This window comes from Psychroflexus gondwanensis ACAM 44, assembly GCF_000355905.1.
In the GTDB taxonomy this organism is placed as follows: domain Bacteria; phylum Bacteroidota; class Bacteroidia; order Flavobacteriales; family Flavobacteriaceae; genus Psychroflexus; species Psychroflexus gondwanensis.
On sequence record NZ_APLF01000008.1, the window covers coordinates 19794 to 38441 of the forward strand.

Genomic DNA, 18648 nt, shown 5'->3' on the forward strand with positions numbered 1-18648 from the left:
GAGAGTAGAGGTAGACAAAAGAGAATAGAGCAAAGAGAGGAAAGAAAAAAGAGAAAAGAACACAGGATAATGAATATTGAATACAGAACAGGGAATAATGAATGTTGAATAATGAATATTGAATACTGAACACAGAATAATGAATATTGAATAATGATTGCTGAATAATGAATATAGAATACTGAACACAGAATACTGATCACAGAATAATGAATATTGAATAAAGAACAGGGAATAAGGATTGCTGAATACAGAATAATGTACGTCTCTTGTATATGTTGACCATTAAAAGAGCGGAAAACTATGAAAGCAAATGCACGGAATATTGGCAAGCAAGCTAAATACTCACAAGAATTCAAAAGTATATTGTCACTGAATTTGAGAAAGGAGACTGGGTAGTAGGTAGAGAAAAGAGAATAGAGAAAGGAGACTGGGTAGTAGGTAGAGAAAAGAGAATAGAGAAAAAAGACTGGAGAGTAGAGGTTGAAAAAAGAGAATAGAGAATAGAGAAAAGAGAAATAAGACTAGAGATGTAGAGAAAAGACAAAAGAGAATAGAGAAAAAAGAACAAAGATTGTGGAGGAGAGTTAGAGAAAAGACAAAAGAGAAAAAAGACTGAGTAATCTAGGTTGAAAAAAAAAGGGAAAGAGGCTAGTCATTATTTTTGAGATAGCCTCCTTAGTCTTTACGTTTAGCTCTTTAAATTACTTTATAAAGGTCGCGGATCTTAAGATGGCTTCAATTTCGAACATTTGATTTCTTTTTGAAGAGGACGGTTTAAATACAAAGCCTTCTAAGATCACATATCTGTCATTCTTGTCATCTCGAATAGCATAAGTTAAAAATGGACCTGCCATAAAAAAGCCTTTTACTTCCCAAGTTCCTTTGATTTCATAAGCAAATTTTCCATCGATTTCAGTTTCAAATAAATAAGGAGCATAGGCTTCTTCGGTAATCATATGCGTATCTTCATTGGGGCCGGGTATATTTTTCCCAACAGAATCCCTCATCTTAATCACATTAGCAATAACGTCTCCATTTCTATCAATAGTAGATTTTGGAACTTCATAAGCTAATAACTCCATACTGCCATTTTTGATGTCCTTCCGCATCCAGAAAAAGTTATCCTCCTGTTTTGCATATCTATAAGCTGATGGGAATAACATGGAAACTCCCAAGGATTTTATCAAGACATCCACTTTTTTTGGTGCTTTGCTCATACGTCTCCTTTTTTCTTTTAGTTCCGTATCATGTAATTTCTTCAAGAAAAAGTCTTTGTTTTGCTTTAATTCTTCTATTATAGCTTGTTGATTTGGACCAGTTATAGCTATACCAAGTTGAGGCTTTGCAAAAGAGTCTAATAAAAATTGATGTCCTGCTTTTTTAGATTTTTCAATCTTTAAGAAGGTTCTATTTTTTCTTGCAAAATCACTAAAAGCCGTTGGAGGGATTTGGCGTAAGGCATATTTTGGTTCTTGTTGAGGGAGGCCATCCACATCTGCTGCAAAAATCTCTCTAATCTGTTCTCCAATGGAGTCTTGCCAATCTTCATTGGTAATAATAACCGAAAGTTGATTGAGGTTTCCAGAAGATTCTGCTTTGTAAGCAGATGTATTGGTATCATTACAAGAACTAATGACTAAGATGGAGAGGGCGACTAGGCTATAGCTTATAGTCTTGGGTAAAGTATATTGCATTTCGAAGTTGTTTTGAATTTAAAAGATGTAGCTAATATCGTTCCAAAACACAATTTACAATACTAAACTTGATTAACCAGCTAGATTATTCATTAGTTTGAATCTATGTTCTTCTATAAATCTATTCAATCTTTGATTCCAGAATGGCACATTTTTATAAAAGTCAACACAATCTTCAAGCGTCTCTTGCTTTAATAATTGAGGCATTATGAAGTCTTCAAAGTCGCGTTGTATCAATTCTAAAAATTCCTTTACATTATCTCCGTTTTTGATACAATACCCAATGCTGTTTTTATATTTATGAAATTGAATGCTCTCTGGCAAATAACAATCCTGAGATACGCATACAGCGAGTTCGGTGATTTCAGGTCTTTTTTTAGATTTTTTATGGATAGGAGGAATCATCAAACCTAAGTTAATCCTAAAATCAATCTTATCATCGGTGGACCACCAATAGTTTTGAAGTGTTAAAACCAATGAAAATTCTTCAGTAGATTTCCACCATATATCACCTTCGTTATTAAAACCTGCATCTCTTAAAAGAGGAGTCAAGATTTCAGAATTCATTTTTTGTAAAATTTCAATTGCTTTCATAACCAAGGGTATTTGTCTATTCCAAAAATACGAGAGACTTTTGACTTTGCTTTACGGTTCAACCGTAAACATGTTACGGGAAAACCGTAAATTTTTAAATTGATATTCTTTTTGAGTTTTTACAGCAAATGATGGGCTTAGATACTACTCTAACAGTATTATTCGATATTTTAAGAAGAATAATATTTTGAATATATATACTTTTGCTTCTTAAATAATACTATAAAACGTTACTTTTTATGCGTATTAGTTATTTTTTCGGTGACACATTTGAAAGCTCAAGACAAATTAGTTCCGTTCTCCTATGGGCTTAAATTTGGGGTTTCTGTTTCAGAAGTTCAAGGTGCTGAGGAACTTAACTCTCTCAGGGCTTCAATATTAGCGGGTGTGCAGGCGGAATATAAATTTAATAAAAAAATTAGTATTCAACCTGAGTTGATCTATACCAGGCAAGGCAGTGTAAATAGAGGTAACTCCAATGGAACTCAAATTGATAATACGTTAAGATTAGATTATCTAAATTTGCCGATTTTATTTAAATACTAAGTAGCGGAAGGCTTAGCACTGGAATTGGGGCCTGGAACGAGTTATCTCATCAATGCTCAATATAAAACTATCGTAGGGCCTGAATCTTCTATTTTAGAAATTTCAAAACAGTTTAAGGATATAGACTACAGAGCTAATATTGGGGTCAATTATAAAACGGAATGGGGCTTTACTATTGGATTCAGATATGAAAGAAGGTTTATTGATATCAACAATGGAAGTAACTTGGAAACAGGTCAACTTTATAACACTTTGTTACAACTCAGTTTTGGATACTTTTTTAAATAATACTAAATACTCAAGAGTCTAAAAAACAGTACCTTTGCAAAAAATTTGAAAATGAAAGATCCTAAAAAAAATAAAACCAATCCAAAGTCTTCTCCAAAGGCCAAATTCAGTAAGAAAGAAGTTGCGCAGTCCAAAGTAGATAAGCAAGTTAAGAATCCAAGTGCAGGCATGCGTCTTAATAAATACATTTCCAACTCGGGAGTTTGCTCTCGTCGTGATGCCGATATCTATATAAAATCTGGTAACGTAACGGTAAATGGTGAGGTGGTTACAGAAATGGGACACCATGTGAAGCTAGAGGATGAGGTCAAGTTCGACGGACGTAGAATCAATCCAGAGCCTAAAGCATACGTTTTGCTTAATAAACCTAAGAGTTTTTATGTAACGGGTAGTTACGAAAAAGGAAAGCTTACCGCTTTAGATTTAGTTCAAAATGCCTCTAAGTCTAAACTTGCACCAGTTGGTAAATTAGATACCAGTGCAATGGGACTTATCCTTTTTACAAACGACGGAACGCTGGCTAAAAAACTTTCTGGTCATAAAAACGGAGTTCGACAAATTTATCAAGTTGAATTAACAAAGCCCTTAAGAGAATCGGACTTGGAAGTAATTAAGGACGGTCCTTTTATCGAAGGTTCTAAAGTGACAATTGAAGAAGCGGCTTACGTCGACAATAGACCAAAGAATATTGTTGGCCTAGAACTTAGAAGCCAACGAGCTCATATTGTACAGAGGATTTTCAAAAAATTAGGTTACGAGATCGAAAAATTAGATCGCGTGATTTATGCAAATCTAGATAAGAAAAATTTACCTAGAGGGCATTATCGTCACCTTACCAGACAAGAGGTCATCAATCTTGGAATGGTTTAAAACATACTATTCTACAATTTGAGTCTTTACTTTAATATTTGGAACTGTCTTGTCTTTTAGCATATTTAGCTCAAAATACGATAGCTTACAAAGCAATTTATAGTCGTCAAATGGATGACATTGAATTTATGGAAAGGTAAAACGGTTCGGGTGTCTTATATGATATAAATAATAATATAAGCTTCGAAGGGCAATGGGAAAATGATAAACCTAATCGATAGTAATTATATTTAAACAAATCAGGACCTTTAAATCTTAAAAAAGCATTATATTTTTAACAAATTATCACTTTTTTCTTAAGTTTAAATAAGCTTCATTTGTGTAACTTAAATATATATCCTTACTACTTGTTTTATGTGTATTTTTATTTCTTTTTCTTAATTAAGGTCGGTATCGATTTTCAAAACTATATTTTTTTACCTAACTTTAAACCAATATTTAGCTATTATAAATGAATACAAAGTACATTGACCTTATAAGTCAAACTTACGAATTTCCTCAAGACGAATTTCAACTTAAAGACGATCACCTAACATTCCACAACATCGACTTGATGGGATTGGTGGAACAATACGGGGCTCCTCTAAAATTCACCTACTTACCAAAAATTTCTGAAAATATTCACAGGGCTCAAAAGTGGTTTAAAGATGCCATTGAAAAGCACGATTATAAGGCGACTTACAATTATTGTTATTGTACCAAGAGCTCCCATTTTAAGCATGTTCTAGATGAAGCACTCAAAAATGATATTCACATAGAAACGTCTTCAGCATTTGATATAGATATTGTCAATAGCCTTAAGGAACGGGGTAAGATCACTAAAGATACTTTTGTCATTTGCAATGGCTTCAAGAGAGATCAATATGTTACTAATATTGCTAATCTAATCAATAGTGGGCACCAAAACTGTATCCCGGTGATCGATAACTATGAGGAAATCGACTTGTTAACCAAGGAGGTTGATAAAGATTTTAAAATCGGTATCCGAATTGCTTCAGAGGAAGAACCGAAGTTTGAGTTTTACACCTCAAGGTTAGGGATAGGCTATAAAAATATTATTCCGTTTTACGAAGATCAAATCAAAAATAATGATCAGATAGAATTGAAAATGCTTCATTTTTTTATCAACACAGGTATAAGAGATAATGCGTATTATTGGAACGAACTTCAGAAGTGTTTACGGGTATATACTCGCCTAAAGAAGGTATGTCCGAGTCTAGATAGTCTTAATATTGGTGGTGGTTTCCCTATAAAAAATTCACTGGCTTTTGAATATGATTACCAGTATATTATTGAAGAAGTCATCAGTCAAATTAAATTGACCTGCGAAGAAGAAGAGGTTCCTGTTCCTCATATTTTTACTGAATTTGGAAGTTTTACGGTGGGTGAAAGTGGTGGTGCCATTTATGAAGTCTTGTACCAAAAACAACAAAATGATCGTGAAAAATGGAATATGATCAATTCTTCTTTTATCACAACTTTGCCAGATTCCTGGGCGATAAGTAAGCGTTTTATTATGCTAGCTTTAAACCGTTGGAACGATAGATACGAAAGGGTCTTGCTGGGAGGCTTAACCTGTGATAGTGATGATTATTACAATTCGGAACAACACATGAATGCCATTTATCTACCTAAATACGAAAAGGAAAATCCACTGTATATAGGCTTTTTCAATACAGGAGCCTACCAAGAAACCATAGGCGGTTTTGGCGGATTGCAGCACTGCTTAATCCCAAGCCCAAAACATGTTTTAATTCAAAAGAACGATGACGGAAGTCTATCAACAGAGCTATTTAGTGAACAACAAAAAAGTGAAGATTTACTCAAAATTTTAGGTTATCATGGCGTTTAAAAAAAATTATGCAGGAATTCCAGACAAGTATGCCCGTATCGACGAGGCGAAAGTCGTTTTAATTCCAGTTCCTTATGATGGAACAAGTTCTTGGCAAAAAGGAGCAGATAAAGGGCCGGAGGCTTTTCTTGAAGCTTCGGAAAATATGGAGCTGTACGATATTGAAACTCGTACTGAAGTCTATAAAAAAGGCATTTACCTTGCCCCAGCAGTTTCAGAGAATAGCTCTCCAGAAAAAATGGTAGAGGCAGTGCATAAAACCACTAAGACTTATATCAATCAAGATAAATTCGTCACTATTTTTGGCGGAGAACATTCGGTTTCTATAGGAACCATAAGGGCTTTTCATGAACATTTTCCAGACCTAACTGTTGTTCAATTAGATGCTCATGCAGACTTGAGGCCTTCTTATGAAGGGAGTGCTTGCAATCATGCCTGTGCCCTTCATGAAGCTAGCAAAAAAGGGAATCTTCTTCAAGTTGGTATTCGGTCTATGGATGTTTCTGAAGTAGAGCATATGGATGAAAATCGGGTTTATTTTGCTCAAGACTTATATGAAGATTGGACTGAAGATGCTATTGGACAAATGACCCCCAATGTTTTTATCACGATAGATCTAGATGCTTTTGATCCTTCTATTATGCCTTCTACAGGAACTCCAGAACCAGGTGGACTTTTTTGGTACGAGACTTTAGAATTCTTAAAAGAAATTTTTAAAAAGAAAAATGTGGTTGGATTTGATATTGTTGAACTCTGTCCTAATGAAAATGATAAATCTTCAGACTTTCTTGCAGCTAAATTGTATTATAAAATGTTGAGCTATAAGTTTAAATATGAAAATGGATCTGAAGAAGATGAGGAGTAGAGTTTAGACGGTGGATAGAGAGGGTTGATAAAATAGAAAAAAGAGAATAGAGCAAGGAGAGAAAAGAGGAAAATAGAACAGGGAGAAGGAAGAGAGAGAAAATAGAAAAAAGAGCAAAGAGGAAAATAGAGAATAGATAATAGAAAAAAGAGAGAGAAAATAGAGAAATTAGAAAAAAGAGCAAAGAGGAAAAGAGAAAAAAAGAGAATAGAGAATAGTGAGAAAATAGAAAAAAGAGGAAGATAGAGAAAATAGAGAATAGAACAAGGAGAGGGAAGAGAGAGAAAATAGAGAAATTAGAAAAAAGAGCAAAGAGGAAAATAGAAAAAAAAGAGAATAGAGAATAGTGAGAAAATAGAAAAAAGAGGAAGATAGAGAAAATAGAGAATAGAACAAGGAGAGGGAAGAGAGAGAAAATAGAAAAAAGAGAATAGAGCAAGGAGAGAGAAATTAGAAAAAAAAAGAGAATAGAGAATAGGGAGAAAATAGAAAAAAGAACAAGGAGGAAAATAGAGAATAGAACAAGGAGAGGGAATAGGGAGAAAATAGAAAAAAGAGCATAGAGCAAGGAGAGAGAGAATAGAATAAGTAGAAAACAGGAACAAAGAGAGAGAAAATAGAGAATAGAAAAAAGAGGATAGAGAAAGAAAATAGAACTAGGGGATGTAAGTGCAAAAAAATGATTTAAGTACTGATGAAAATTTAAAGTTGAGTGTATTGTTATTAAAATCAATTCCGATGGCTAAAAGGCACAACTATAAAAATTTGAGTATTTGGAAATTGGGTCTTGAAATTGCTTTCAATGTTTCTGATATTATAAAAAAATTCCCCGAAATTGAAAGATTTGCACTCTCCGATCAAATGAATCGTTGTTCGATTTCTATACCCAGTAATATAGCTGAAGGTTCCGCTAGAAGTCAAAAAAGCTTTAAATATTATGTAAATATAGCAATGGGGTCTTCTTTTGAATTAGGCACACAATTACTTATTGCCAAGCATAGAGCATATATTACAGAAGCCGAATTTGAAATGATAGAGGCTAAGATTGAACATTTTCAAAGAATGGCATCTGGTTTTCAAAATCAGCTTTAAGTTAGGGAGAAGGACGGGAGAACAAAGACAAGAGAACAAGGAGAAAAGAACAAAGACAAGAGAACAAGGAGAAGAGAATAAAGAACAAGGAGAAGAGAATAGAACAAAGAAGAACAAGGAGAAGAGAAAAAAAGAACAAAGAGAAGAGAAAATAGAAAAAAGAACAAAGAGAAGAGAAAATAGAAAAAAGAACAAAGAAGAGAACAAAGAAGAAAGAACAACAAAGAACAAAGAACAAAGAAGAACAAAGACTGGAAGAACAAGGAGAAGAGAAAAAAAGAACAAGGAGAAGAGAAAATAGAAAAAAGAACAAAGAGAAGAGAACAAGTAGAAAAGAACAAAGAGAAGAGAACAAGGAGGAAAGAACAAAGATAGGAGAACAAGGAGAAAAGAATAAAAAACAAAGAACAAAGACAAGAGAACAAAGAACAAAGACAAGAGAACAAAGACAAGAGAACAAAGAACAAAGACTAGCAAAACAGAGACAAGAAGAACAAAGATTAGAAGAGAAAAAAGGTGGAAGAATAAGGAGAAAAGAACAAAGAAAAGAACAAAGAAGAGAACAAAGAAGAGAACAAAGAACAAAGACTAGCAAAGCAGAGAAGAAAGAACAAAGAAGAACAAAGACAAAGAAAGACAGAGAATAAAGAAAATAGAGTAAAGAAGTTAACCAATAAAAAAAATAGGTTTTTTAAAAAGGTATTCAATGCCTAAAATCTATTTCTATAGAAATTTAAATATAATTACAAAACTCCTTTTTCTTAGTTCTAACTATTTTTCTATTGTTTAAATTATATAAAAAAAATTATGAGTAAACCTATTACAGATTTTATTGAAAAGTACTATCTCCATTTTAATGCGGCTAGCTTAGTTGATGCTGCCAAAGGATACGAAAAGCAATTGGAGGGTGGGGCAAAAATGTTGGTGTCTTTAGCTGGTGCAATGAGTACGGCTGAACTTGGTAAAATATTTGCTGAGATGATTCGTCAGGACAAGGTGCATATCATTTCTTGTACTGGAGCCAATTTAGAAGAAGACATCATGAACTTAGTGGCTCATTCTCATTATAAGCGTGTTCCAGAATACCGAGATTTGACACCTCAAGACGAATGGAATTTATTAGAAAAGGGTTTAAATAGAGTTACTGACACTTGTATTCCTGAAGAAGAAGCCTTTAGGCGTATACAGAAGCATATCGTTAAAATTTGGAAAGAGGCGGAAGCAAACGGAGAACGTTATTTACCTCATGAGTATATGTATAAACTTCTGCTTTCGGGAGTTTTGGAAGAGCATTACGAAATTGATATTAAAGACTCCTGGATGTATGCTGCTGCAGAAAAGAACTTGCCTATTGTAGTCCCAGGATGGGAAGATAGCACGATGGGAAATATATTTGCTAGCTATGTCATGAAAGGAGAGCTTAAGGCCTCTACGGTTAAATCTGGGATTGAGTATATGACGTTTCTAGCCGATTGGTACACCGAAAATTCTAAACAAGGCATAGGATTTTTCCAAATTGGAGGCGGTATTGCTGGTGATTTTCCTATTTGTGTAGTTCCAATGCTTTACCAAGATATGGAAAGAACCGATACTCCTTTTTGGAGTTATTTCTGTCAAATATCAGATTCTACGACAAGTTATGGATCGTATTCTGGAGCAGTTCCTAATGAGAAAATCACTTGGGGAAAACTGGATATGAATACTCCAAAATTTATTATTGAAAGTGACGCTACTATAGTAGCACCGTTAATTTTTGCTTACCTATTGGAGATGTAATTTTAGTAATCTCTTTGCTAATTTTACATCAAAACCTTCAGAACTCATCTTCACTCTAGACGTTGCTTTAAAGTGAAGCTGAGTAGTGAAGCTTATTTTCTGAAAGCTTATAGCTAACTTTGCACAAAATCTATTTAAAAAAAATTGTCAAGATTTTCTTCTGAAATTAATTCATATTAATTTTTAGATGTTAACCCAAATTACTTTTATATGTCCACTGAGAATTCTCCGAAAATTGAACAAATTGAATTAAAATACCTTTCCTTAAAAGATTTTGAGGCATTGAAAGAAGTCTTTATTGAAATTTATGGAGATTCTCCAGATGCGTATTGGAGAAAGGATGAGTTGAGGGGTTTGATAGATGTTTTCCCTGAAGGTCAAGTGGTGATTTTAATCAATGGGGACTTAGCTGGTTGTGCTTTTTCGATAATAGTAGATTATGGAAAGTTGTCTGACCACCATACTTACGATGATATTGCTGGGGACAGAAAATTTAAAAACCACACCGAATTTGGTGACATGCTTTACGGAATTGATGTCATTATAAAAAAAGAATATCGAGGTTTAAAGCTAGGAAGACGTCTTTACGATTACAGGAAAGAATTGACGGAGCAGCTGAACCTCAAGGGAATTGTCTTTGGTGGGCGAATCCCCAATTATTATAAGGTTTCTCATGAAATCACTCCCAAAGAATACATCCAAAAAGTGAGAACTAAGGAAATAAACGATCCCGTTTTAAATTTTCAATTGTCCAATGACTTTAGGCCTGTCCGGATCTTATCCAACTATCTAGATGGAGACACAGACTCTAAGGAATATGCAGTGCTCATGCAATGGGACAACATTTATTATGAAAAAGAAACCAAAGTCCCTACCAGCCAAAAAAGCGAAGTAAGACTTGGGTTGGTCCAATGGCAGATGCGCTCCTACCGCAGCTTGGAAGAATTACTTCATCAGGTAGAGTATTTTGTAGAATCGCTTTCGGGCTACCGATCGGATTTTGCTTTGTTCCCTGAGTTTTTTAATGCGCCTTTGATGTCCAAGTACAACCACTTGAGCGAACCCGACGCGATTAGAGAATTGGCTAAGTATACCGAGCCTATCAAAAATAAAATGTCCGAGTTATCTATTGCTTACAACATCAATATTATTTCAGGAAGTATGCCTGAAGTGATTAATCACAAGCTATACAATGTTGGCTATTTATGTAAGAGAGACGGGACTACAGAACGCTATGAGAAGATACACGTCACTCCAGATGAAGCCAAGATTTGGGGAATGCAAAGAGGAAGTGAGTTTAAGGTTTTTGATACCGATTGTGGTAAAATAGGGATCTTGATTTGCTATGATGTTGAGTTTCCAGAACTCTCTAGGATTTTGGCTAAAGAAGGAATGGATATTCTTTTTGTTCCCTTCCTCACCGATACTCAAAATGGTTTTTCCAGAGTGAAACTTTGCGCCCAAGCTAGAGCCGTAGAAAATGAATGCTATGTGGCTATTGCAGGAAGTGTAGGTAATTTACCAAAGGTCCATAATATGGATATTCAATACGCTCAGTCTGCCGTTTTCACCCCTTCAGATTTTGCTTTTCCTAGTGATGGGATTAAAGCCCAGACTACACCAAATACGGAGATGATCTTGATTGCCGATGTCGACCTATTGGCTTTAAGAGAACTCCATAATTTTGGAAGTGTCAAAAACTTAAAGGATATTAGAAACGACCTGTATACGTTGACCAGGAAAGAGTAGGGTAAAAGAAGCTAAATTGTTTTATCAATATTGGAGATGAATTCATTAAGAGTTTGCTCTTTAGCGATAAACAATTTTTTCTTAAGTCTATATTTATGTTGATTCACAGATTTCGGCGAAATATTAAGGTATGTTGAGATCTCTTTTGTGTTATATTTTTGTCGGAGTAGGACGCAATACAAGATATCCTGTTCGGTCAAGTTTGGAGTTATTTCTTCTAGAGCAGACATAAAATGAGGCGAAATAGATTCTAACAAGCCTTTAAGGCTATTATTGAATTTGGTAATAACTTCATTGGTTTGTAATTTTTTAATCAAGTGGCTTGCATCATTCACATTTTTATCTTTCAAGGCTGATAAAACTTCACCTAATAACTTTTCGCTAGATTGCTTCTCTAGTTTAGCAGCTTCTACTTCAAGTTGTTTTTGTTTTAGCTGTAGCTGAAGTACTTGCTTGCGTTTTACTTCATTATCGTATGCTAATTTAAGTATGTCTTCGTCTTTTTCCTTACTCCTCATTAGATTCTCTTTCAATCGATGTTCAGTCAACAATTTATGATAATGAGTTTCTTTCAATTGGAGCTTCGTTATTAAGACTTGCTTTTGCTTGCGTTTATAGATATAATAAGACATTAGAGAGATAAGCACAAAACAAATAGAAGTACTCAATAATTTAATTTGATAAGAATGCTCCTCGTTTATTATATTCAAAGTTGCTAATTTTTGTTTTTTATCGTAATTGGTTAAGTATAAATCCACATTGGCCTGCTTCTCTTCTATGCTAAGTTGATTGCTGATTTTTTGATAATTATTTTGCATTAAGCTGTATTTGAGAACACTGTCATTGTTGGGAAGGCGCGAATAATAATCAACTAATGCTGAATTTATTTTTAGTTTGTTTTTTAAGTTTTCCACGGCTAATAATCCCGTTAAACTATCAATAACTTGAACATGACTAAACGCTGTGCCATTTTCAGATTTCAGGTTTTGTAGTTGATATCTTTGCATAATACTGTGCGCAAGTAACAAGCCAGGTGCATGATGAATTTTACGCTTGTTCGTGTAAAAATAATTGATAGAGTTAATTAGAGATTCGGTGGCCAGTTGAGGGTTTTTTTCTAAATGTACTTTAGCTTTCAGTCGTTCTACAAAATGGTAGCGAGAGCTATTATCTGCTTTTTTATAAATAGATTGTGCTTTCTGAAAGTATTCCATCGCGGTTTCAGCTTCTTTTTGGAGTTGGTAATGCGTAAGTGCTTTAAACTCATAACTCACAGCCAGTCCAATTTTGTGCTTAAATTCGGGAAGAAATATCCCAATGGCAGAATCGGCATAGATTTCAGAATTTTCATAGTCTTTTAAAGTATAGTAACTGCTGCTTAAGGACTTTAAAACATGACCAGTTTTGAGTCGGTTTTTTGGATAATCTAAATTTTGAGCTACCTTTAAGGCTTGCATCAAATAAAAAATACTAGAGTTATAATCGTTGTGGCTATCCGCACATTTTGAACGTTTTAGGAAGAAATTATAGGATTTGATCGTATTCGGTAAAGTCTTACCGAAAAATCTGGTTTGATCATCTAGAAAATTGCAGGCCTCTTTTACACCACTGTTATATCGTAGATAAGTAAACTTTAAATTGGTAAAATGTATCCCTTTAGCTATGTCCTTATCTTTAAGTTCTATTTGATTCAAAAGTTCACCTAGAAATTCAAAAAATGAAGTTCCGTTGGTTTTCATATTTGATTGATAAAGCAAATAAGAAAGATGATCTAATCTAGAAGATATCTTAGATTTTTCTTCAAAAAGGTCTAGAAACAGTTTCGTATATTTTTCACGGTTTTCCAAATTACAAAATGCTTTTTGTAGGTAAGGATGTACTGTTCGATATTGATTTTCAGTAGTTAATTTCTTATACTCATGGATTGATAATGCAGCTGAACAATCTGGATATGTATAGGCGTAGGAAGAATAAATTAAAAAACAGACTAGGATATATTTCATGTTTCAAAAGTAGAAAAAAATCGAAAATAATTTAGAAGCAAAAAATAAAAATTAAAGGCAATAATATTTATTGTAGACTAATTGTAGATTAATGGATTAACGAAATATTCCTTTTAAAAATTAGTTTTGGTAAAAAAAACCATGATAAAAATTTACACTTCTATTTTGTTTATCCTTTTATCCATTTCTCTAGGATATAGTCAAAACAATCCGCCAATTATTGAGCAAGAACCCAGTCTTGTGGTTTTACAAAATATTCCACAAAATTTGGACTTGGATGAATTAAATATCAATGTAACAGATTTAGATGATGACAACGTTATAGTATCTTCATCAGTTTCTCAATATGACTGTGACAATATTTCTGTACTTACTTTAGCTCAAGGATATGGTAATGGAGCATCTAATACACTTGGTGCGGGTAATGTACAAACCTTTAAATCTATTTCTACGGGCTTTATAACAAAGCTAGCTGTCGAATTTAGAGGAAGCTCAACTTCTACGACACAGGCAGAAATTGAAGTTTATCGGAATAATAATTTCGATCCAAATTCAGCAACAGATGTAGAGCTTATTGGAACCCTAACCCTAAACATTCCAACTGGATTTAACGTAATGGGCGAAGGAATCTTTGACAAACCTATTTATCTAGAAGAAAATAGAATGTATGCATTTAGAAAGGTTTCTGGTCCTGGTATTCTCATGAGACAAGGCTCATTTTACTACCCAGGAAGAACTTTTAATCATGATTTTGATAATACATTGATTATTAATGAAAGTGGTGGGACCAATAATGATTGGAAGTTTTCAATTACTCAATACGCTTTGAGTGGCTTAAGCCCTCTTACAGTTCCAGTGACGGCAGATGATGGTACAGATCAAACTACAGCTAATGTAGAAGTGTACCACCTTTCTGAAGTATTACCGACCATCATCACCCAAGATATTTCTGTTAATCTTGATGAAAACGGTAGTATAAATATTACTCCACAGCAAATCGATAGTGGTTCAACTACTGCATGTGGCGGTAATTTAACTTTAACCTTAGATGTTGACAATTTTGATTGCACAACTATTGGCCTCAACACGGTGACTTTAACTGGAGAAGACGAATTTGGAAATTCCGCAAGCGCTACTGCAATTGTTACAGTAGTAGATGATTTAGCTCCAGTGTTGAACTGCAACGAGGATATAGAAGTCACAACACTATCAAACTCCCAAATTGTGAATTACACACTTCCAACTTTCTCGGATAATTGCCTAGGTGAGAATCTAGAATTTCCTGCTTTATCTGGAGGATTTAGTCTTATGGGGACATTTAATAATCATACTTATTATATTTCAGATCAATCTTTTGAAGATATCCAAGATCATTTGAATACTATAAATGAAATAGACGAAGGATTTCCAGTTGCTATTAATTCAGCTCAAGAAAATGATTTTATTACATCTAAAATTGTAGAACTTGGTTTTAATAATGTCCTTTTAGGAGCAATAAGGACAAGTCCTACCGATTTTGAATGGATAAACGGAGAACCTTTTATATATACCAATTGGTCAGATAATGAGCCTAACAATTCTAATGGAGTTGAAGATAAAGTAGAAATACTAAACACTGGTTTGTGGAACGATGCTGGAGCAACACCTTTAGCTAGAAGAATAATTATTGAATTTCCTTTTACGCTTACTCAGACCGAAGGTTTAGCAAGCGGCTCGGAGTTTCCAAGAGGCACAACTACCAATACGTTTGAAGTTACTGACAGTTCTGGAAATATAGGAAGCTGTAGTTTTGATGTGGATGTAGTTAAAATAGAAACTCCTGTAATCATTACTCAAGATATAGAAATTGCTCTGGATGAAAATGGAGCCGCAACACTATCTCCCGAAGATATTGATAATGGCTCAACTAGTTTTAAAGTTGAAGAACAATACATACCAATAGCGAATCAATATGTTATTAGTTATAACGTGGATGACTTTTTTGAAGAAATACCAGCTCAGGTAATAACTACTACTGAAGATTATACAGACCTCACTATTGACTTAGATTTAGCCACTTGTAAGCAAAATGGCTTAACAGGTGCAATACTTGAAATTGTTACGGTTGATCCTGCCACTGGAGAACCTCAGTTAGATAATGTTTTAGGAAGTTCCAGTGTAGATTCTTCACAAATTTATGGATGGGAAGGCTGTGTGCCCGGGACTTTTGGAAGAGTATCATTCGACTTTTCAGAGATAAATCTATCGGGTGGTACATATGCTTTAGTTTTAAGAAGCTCTGAATCTACTGGAGAAATTGCTTGGAGAAGATCATCCATACCAACGGATCCAAGTAACCCTTATAATGGAGGTAATCTTTGGACGTACGATTCTTTTTTTTCAGGCGAATGGATGGAGAATTCAAATTTAGATTTACAATTTATTCTCAAAACTTCAACGCTCCTAACAACAACTTTGGACATTACAGAATTCACCTGCGATAATCTTGGAGAAAATACAGTGACTCTAACTGGAGAAGATGATTTCGGAAATTCTGCAACTGCTACTGCAATTGTTACAGTAGTAGACAATCTTGCACCAACAGTTGTTACTCAAGATATTACCGTAGAACTAGATGAAACTGGATCTGTTTTCATCAGTGTTGACGACATAGATAACGGTTCATCAGATAATTGTAGTCTCACCAATTTATCTTTGGACATTACAGAATTCACTTGCGATAATCTTGGAGAAAATACAGTGACTTTGACCGGGGAAGACGATTTCGGAAATTCTGCAACTGCCACTGCAATTGTTACTGTAGAGGATAATCTTGCACCATCATTAACCACTCAGGATATTACTGTAGAACTAGATGAAACTGGATCTGTTTCCATCAATGTTGACGGCATAGATAACGGTTCATCAGATAATTGTAGTCTCACCAATTTATCTTTGGACATTTCAGAATTCACTTGCGATAATCTTGGAGAAAATACAGTGACTTTGACCGGGGAAGACGAATTTGGAAATTCCGCAAGCGCTACTGCAATTGTTACAGTTGTAGATAATCTTGCACCATCATTAACCATTCAGGATATTACCGTAGAACTAGATGAAACTGGATCTGTTTCCATCAATGTTGACGACATAGATAACGGTTCATCAGATAATTGTAGTCTCACCAATTTATCTTTGGACATTACAGAATTCACTTGCGATAATCTTGGAGAAAATACAGTGACTTTGACCGGGGAAGACGAATTTGGAAATTCTGCAACTGCTACTGCAATTGTTACAGTAGTAGACAATCTTGCACCAACAGTTGTTACTCAAGATATTACCGTAGAACTAGATGAAACTGGATCTGTTTTCATCAGTGTTGACGACATAGATAACGGGTCATCAGATAATTGTAGTCTCACCAATTTATCTTTGGATATTACAGAATTCACTTGCGATAATCTTGGAGAAAATACAGTGACTTTGACCGGGGAAGACGAATTTGGAAATTCCGCAAGCGCTACTGCAGTGGTTACTGTAGAAGACAATTTGGCTCCATCATTAACCACTCAGGATATTACATTAGATTTAGCAGGAAATGCTTCAATAAGTATTTTGCCTAATGATGTTTTAGATCAAGTCACCGATAATTGTACAAATAGCGAGAACATAACTTTGAGTTTAGATGTTGACACATTTACTTCTACAGGCACCTATACAGTTAGTTTAACAGGGGTCGATGAAGAGGGAAATTCTATAAGTATGTCTGCTCAAGTAGTAGTTGATGATACCCTAGGTACAAATGATGTTAATTTTAATTCAGGCCTTTCGTTATATCCTAACCCTGCAATAGACAGGATTACAATTGAACATCAAAACAGCCCTATAGATCAAGTTGATGTTTTTGATATCAATGGGCGACTTGTTAAAGCTAGTAGAGAAGTTCAATTGGATGTGAGTTCACTGTCAAGTGGTGTGTATATTGTAAAAGTAAGATCGAACCAAAAACATGCTTTCATTCGCTTTATAAAGCAGTAAACACTATGATATAGTATTGTAATTAAAAACCACCTTTCAGGTGGTTTTTTTTTATAAAGACAGATAATTTACCTGCCCAATTAAATTTTATAATGTGGCATCAATAATTTTGATTGCCGATGTCGACCTATTGGCTTTAAGAGAACTCCATAACTTTGGGAGTGTCAAAAACTTGAAGGATATTAGAAACGGCCTGTACACGTTGACCAGAAAAGAGTAGGGTTTTAATTTCTTGTTATTCTGAATTTGATAAAGATTATAACGGGGGGTTTTCTATACTAATCTGTTTTGCTGTATTTTAGTCATTATAAAACGATGATTTATGCATTGGACATTGAAGTATTTAGGTTTTTTTTTACTGAGTATCACTCTTGGGACTCCAGCTTCTGAGGAGAATACAGATGGAGATTGTTTATACAATTTGGATGAAATTGTAGGATTTTCTCAAACGGCTTGCAAGCCAGATCCGAATTACAGCTATTCCACAGATCCAGACTACTTAAATAATTTTTCAGAATTAGTTGTGCCTTTAGTGTTTTGGGGAATTAATCAAGATGATGGAAGCAATGATGATTTTTTGACCGAATCTAAAGTTCGAGAGTCGGTTGATCTTTTAAATTCTGCTTTCGCAGATATGAATATTTGTTTTGAACTTCAAGAATTAAAGTATGTCAATGATTCTGAAATCTATTGGACAGATTATTATAAGTTTAATAAATATATTCGTGAAAACGACTATTCCAAACCTGCAACTTTAAATGTTTATATCCCCTATAGATTCACTAATAATAATAATAGCTTAAGGGGAGGAAAATGGTCTGCAAATCAATTTTCAGTTAATATGCTAAATTATAATACGGGTATTCTTCCTCATGAAGTGGGTCATATTTTGGGGTTATTGCACACACATGCTGGAGCAAAAGCAGTTAATTGTGAGCAGGTAACTAGAAATGAAGATGATCCAGATTACAATGCCAAATGCTCTGGAGATAGGGTAACGGATACTAACGCCATGCCGAGTCTTTATGGTAAGTTTCACTTAATAGACACTCAATGTGGCTATATTGGAGATGAAGTAGATTGTAAGGGAACACCTTATGCCATTTCAGAACAGGATGTTCGCAACTTTATGGCTTATACTCAGCATTCCTGTAGGTCGGTATTTACAGTTGGCCAAGGTATAAGAGTAAGGGAGTTTATTAAAAACAAAAGGGCTTCAAAGAAGTTGGAGTTTATAAGCGATAAATAAAAAAGCGCATTGAAATTTCAATACGCTTTCTAAATTATAATAAGATA

At 34.4% G+C, this 18648-nt stretch carries 15 protein-coding genes; 12 read left to right on the plus strand and 3 right to left on the minus strand.

Annotated features, from left to right (window positions below; all coding sequences use genetic code 11):
• Positions 1-704: 704 nt before the first annotated feature.
• Positions 705-1697, minus strand: coding sequence for a DUF4837 family protein (locus PGOND44_RS08345; protein WP_003440054.1), 993 nt, complete (start codon positions 1695-1697; stop codon positions 705-707).
• A gap of 72 nt (positions 1698-1769) precedes the next feature.
• A complete protein-coding gene (locus tag PGOND44_RS08350) occupies positions 1770-2291 on the minus strand; it encodes a DUF4304 domain-containing protein (protein ID WP_003440055.1) in 522 nt (173 codons plus the stop codon).
• A 261-nt stretch (positions 2292-2552) separates the two neighbouring features.
• Here PGOND44_RS08350 and PGOND44_RS08355 point away from each other — a divergent pair, with 261 nt between their 5' ends.
• The 9 genes from PGOND44_RS08355 to PGOND44_RS08395 all read left to right on the plus strand — a co-directional run bounded on the left by PGOND44_RS08355 (position 2553) and on the right by PGOND44_RS08395 (position 11329).
• Positions 2553-2837 carry an outer membrane beta-barrel protein gene (locus PGOND44_RS08355; protein WP_040555946.1) on the plus strand — a complete coding sequence of 95 codons (285 nt, stop codon included), beginning with the start codon at positions 2553-2555 and terminating at the stop codon, positions 2835-2837.
• Between the two features lie 24 nt (positions 2838-2861).
• Positions 2862-3125, plus strand: a complete 264-nt coding sequence (locus PGOND44_RS08360; RefSeq protein WP_003440071.1) for a hypothetical protein — start codon at positions 2862-2864, stop codon at positions 3123-3125.
• A gap of 51 nt (positions 3126-3176) precedes the next feature.
• Complete coding sequence (locus tag PGOND44_RS08365) at positions 3177-3995, plus strand: pseudouridine synthase (protein ID WP_003440074.1); 819 nt, start codon at positions 3177-3179, stop codon at positions 3993-3995.
• A gap of 451 nt (positions 3996-4446) precedes the next feature.
• Positions 4447-5847: an arginine decarboxylase gene (locus tag PGOND44_RS08370; RefSeq protein ID WP_003440077.1), complete on the plus strand. Its 1401-nt coding sequence runs from the start codon at positions 4447-4449 to the stop codon at positions 5845-5847.
• Positions 5837-6712, plus strand: coding sequence for an agmatinase (gene speB / locus PGOND44_RS08375; RefSeq protein WP_003440079.1), 876 nt, complete (start codon positions 5837-5839; stop codon positions 6710-6712). The genes PGOND44_RS08370 and speB overlap by 11 nt, the downstream gene beginning before the upstream one ends.
• Before the next feature lie 738 nt (positions 6713-7450).
• A complete protein-coding gene (locus PGOND44_RS08380; RefSeq protein ID WP_003440080.1) occupies positions 7451-7804 on the plus strand; it encodes a four helix bundle protein in 354 nt (117 codons plus the stop codon).
• The gene (locus PGOND44_RS15550; protein WP_003440081.1) at positions 7758-8105 is read left to right on the plus strand and encodes a hypothetical protein; all 348 of its coding nucleotides are present in this window, start codon (positions 7758-7760) and stop codon (positions 8103-8105) included. The genes PGOND44_RS08380 and PGOND44_RS15550 overlap by 47 nt, the downstream gene beginning before the upstream one ends.
• Before the next feature lie 506 nt (positions 8106-8611).
• Positions 8612-9580 carry a deoxyhypusine synthase family protein gene (locus tag PGOND44_RS08390; protein ID WP_003440082.1) on the plus strand — a complete coding sequence of 323 codons (969 nt, stop codon included), beginning with the start codon at positions 8612-8614 and terminating at the stop codon, positions 9578-9580.
• A 210-nt stretch (positions 9581-9790) separates the two neighbouring features.
• The gene (locus tag PGOND44_RS08395; protein ID WP_003440083.1) at positions 9791-11329 is read left to right on the plus strand and encodes a carbon-nitrogen hydrolase family protein; all 1539 of its coding nucleotides are present in this window, start codon (positions 9791-9793) and stop codon (positions 11327-11329) included.
• A gap of 11 nt (positions 11330-11340) precedes the next feature.
• On the opposite strand, the gene PGOND44_RS08400 is transcribed toward PGOND44_RS08395, so the two are convergent.
• Positions 11341-13332 carry a helix-turn-helix transcriptional regulator gene (locus PGOND44_RS08400; RefSeq protein WP_003440084.1) on the minus strand — a complete coding sequence of 664 codons (1992 nt, stop codon included), beginning with the start codon at positions 13330-13332 and terminating at the stop codon, positions 11341-11343.
• A gap of 141 nt (positions 13333-13473) precedes the next feature.
• Here PGOND44_RS08400 and PGOND44_RS08405 point away from each other — a divergent pair, with 141 nt between their 5' ends.
• The 3 genes from PGOND44_RS08405 to PGOND44_RS08410 all read left to right on the plus strand — a co-directional run bounded on the left by PGOND44_RS08405 (position 13474) and on the right by PGOND44_RS08410 (position 18601).
• Positions 13474-17352 carry a T9SS type A sorting domain-containing protein gene (locus PGOND44_RS08405; protein ID WP_003440085.1) on the plus strand — a complete coding sequence of 1293 codons (3879 nt, stop codon included), beginning with the start codon at positions 13474-13476 and terminating at the stop codon, positions 17350-17352.
• Positions 17353-17446: 94 nt separating this feature from the next.
• Positions 17447-17572, plus strand: coding sequence for a hypothetical protein (locus PGOND44_RS16000; RefSeq protein ID WP_262500717.1), 126 nt, complete (start codon positions 17447-17449; stop codon positions 17570-17572).
• A gap of 102 nt (positions 17573-17674) precedes the next feature.
• A complete protein-coding gene (locus tag PGOND44_RS08410) occupies positions 17675-18601 on the plus strand; it encodes a M43 family zinc metalloprotease (protein WP_003440098.1) in 927 nt (308 codons plus the stop codon).
• Positions 18602-18648 lie beyond the last annotated feature (47 nt).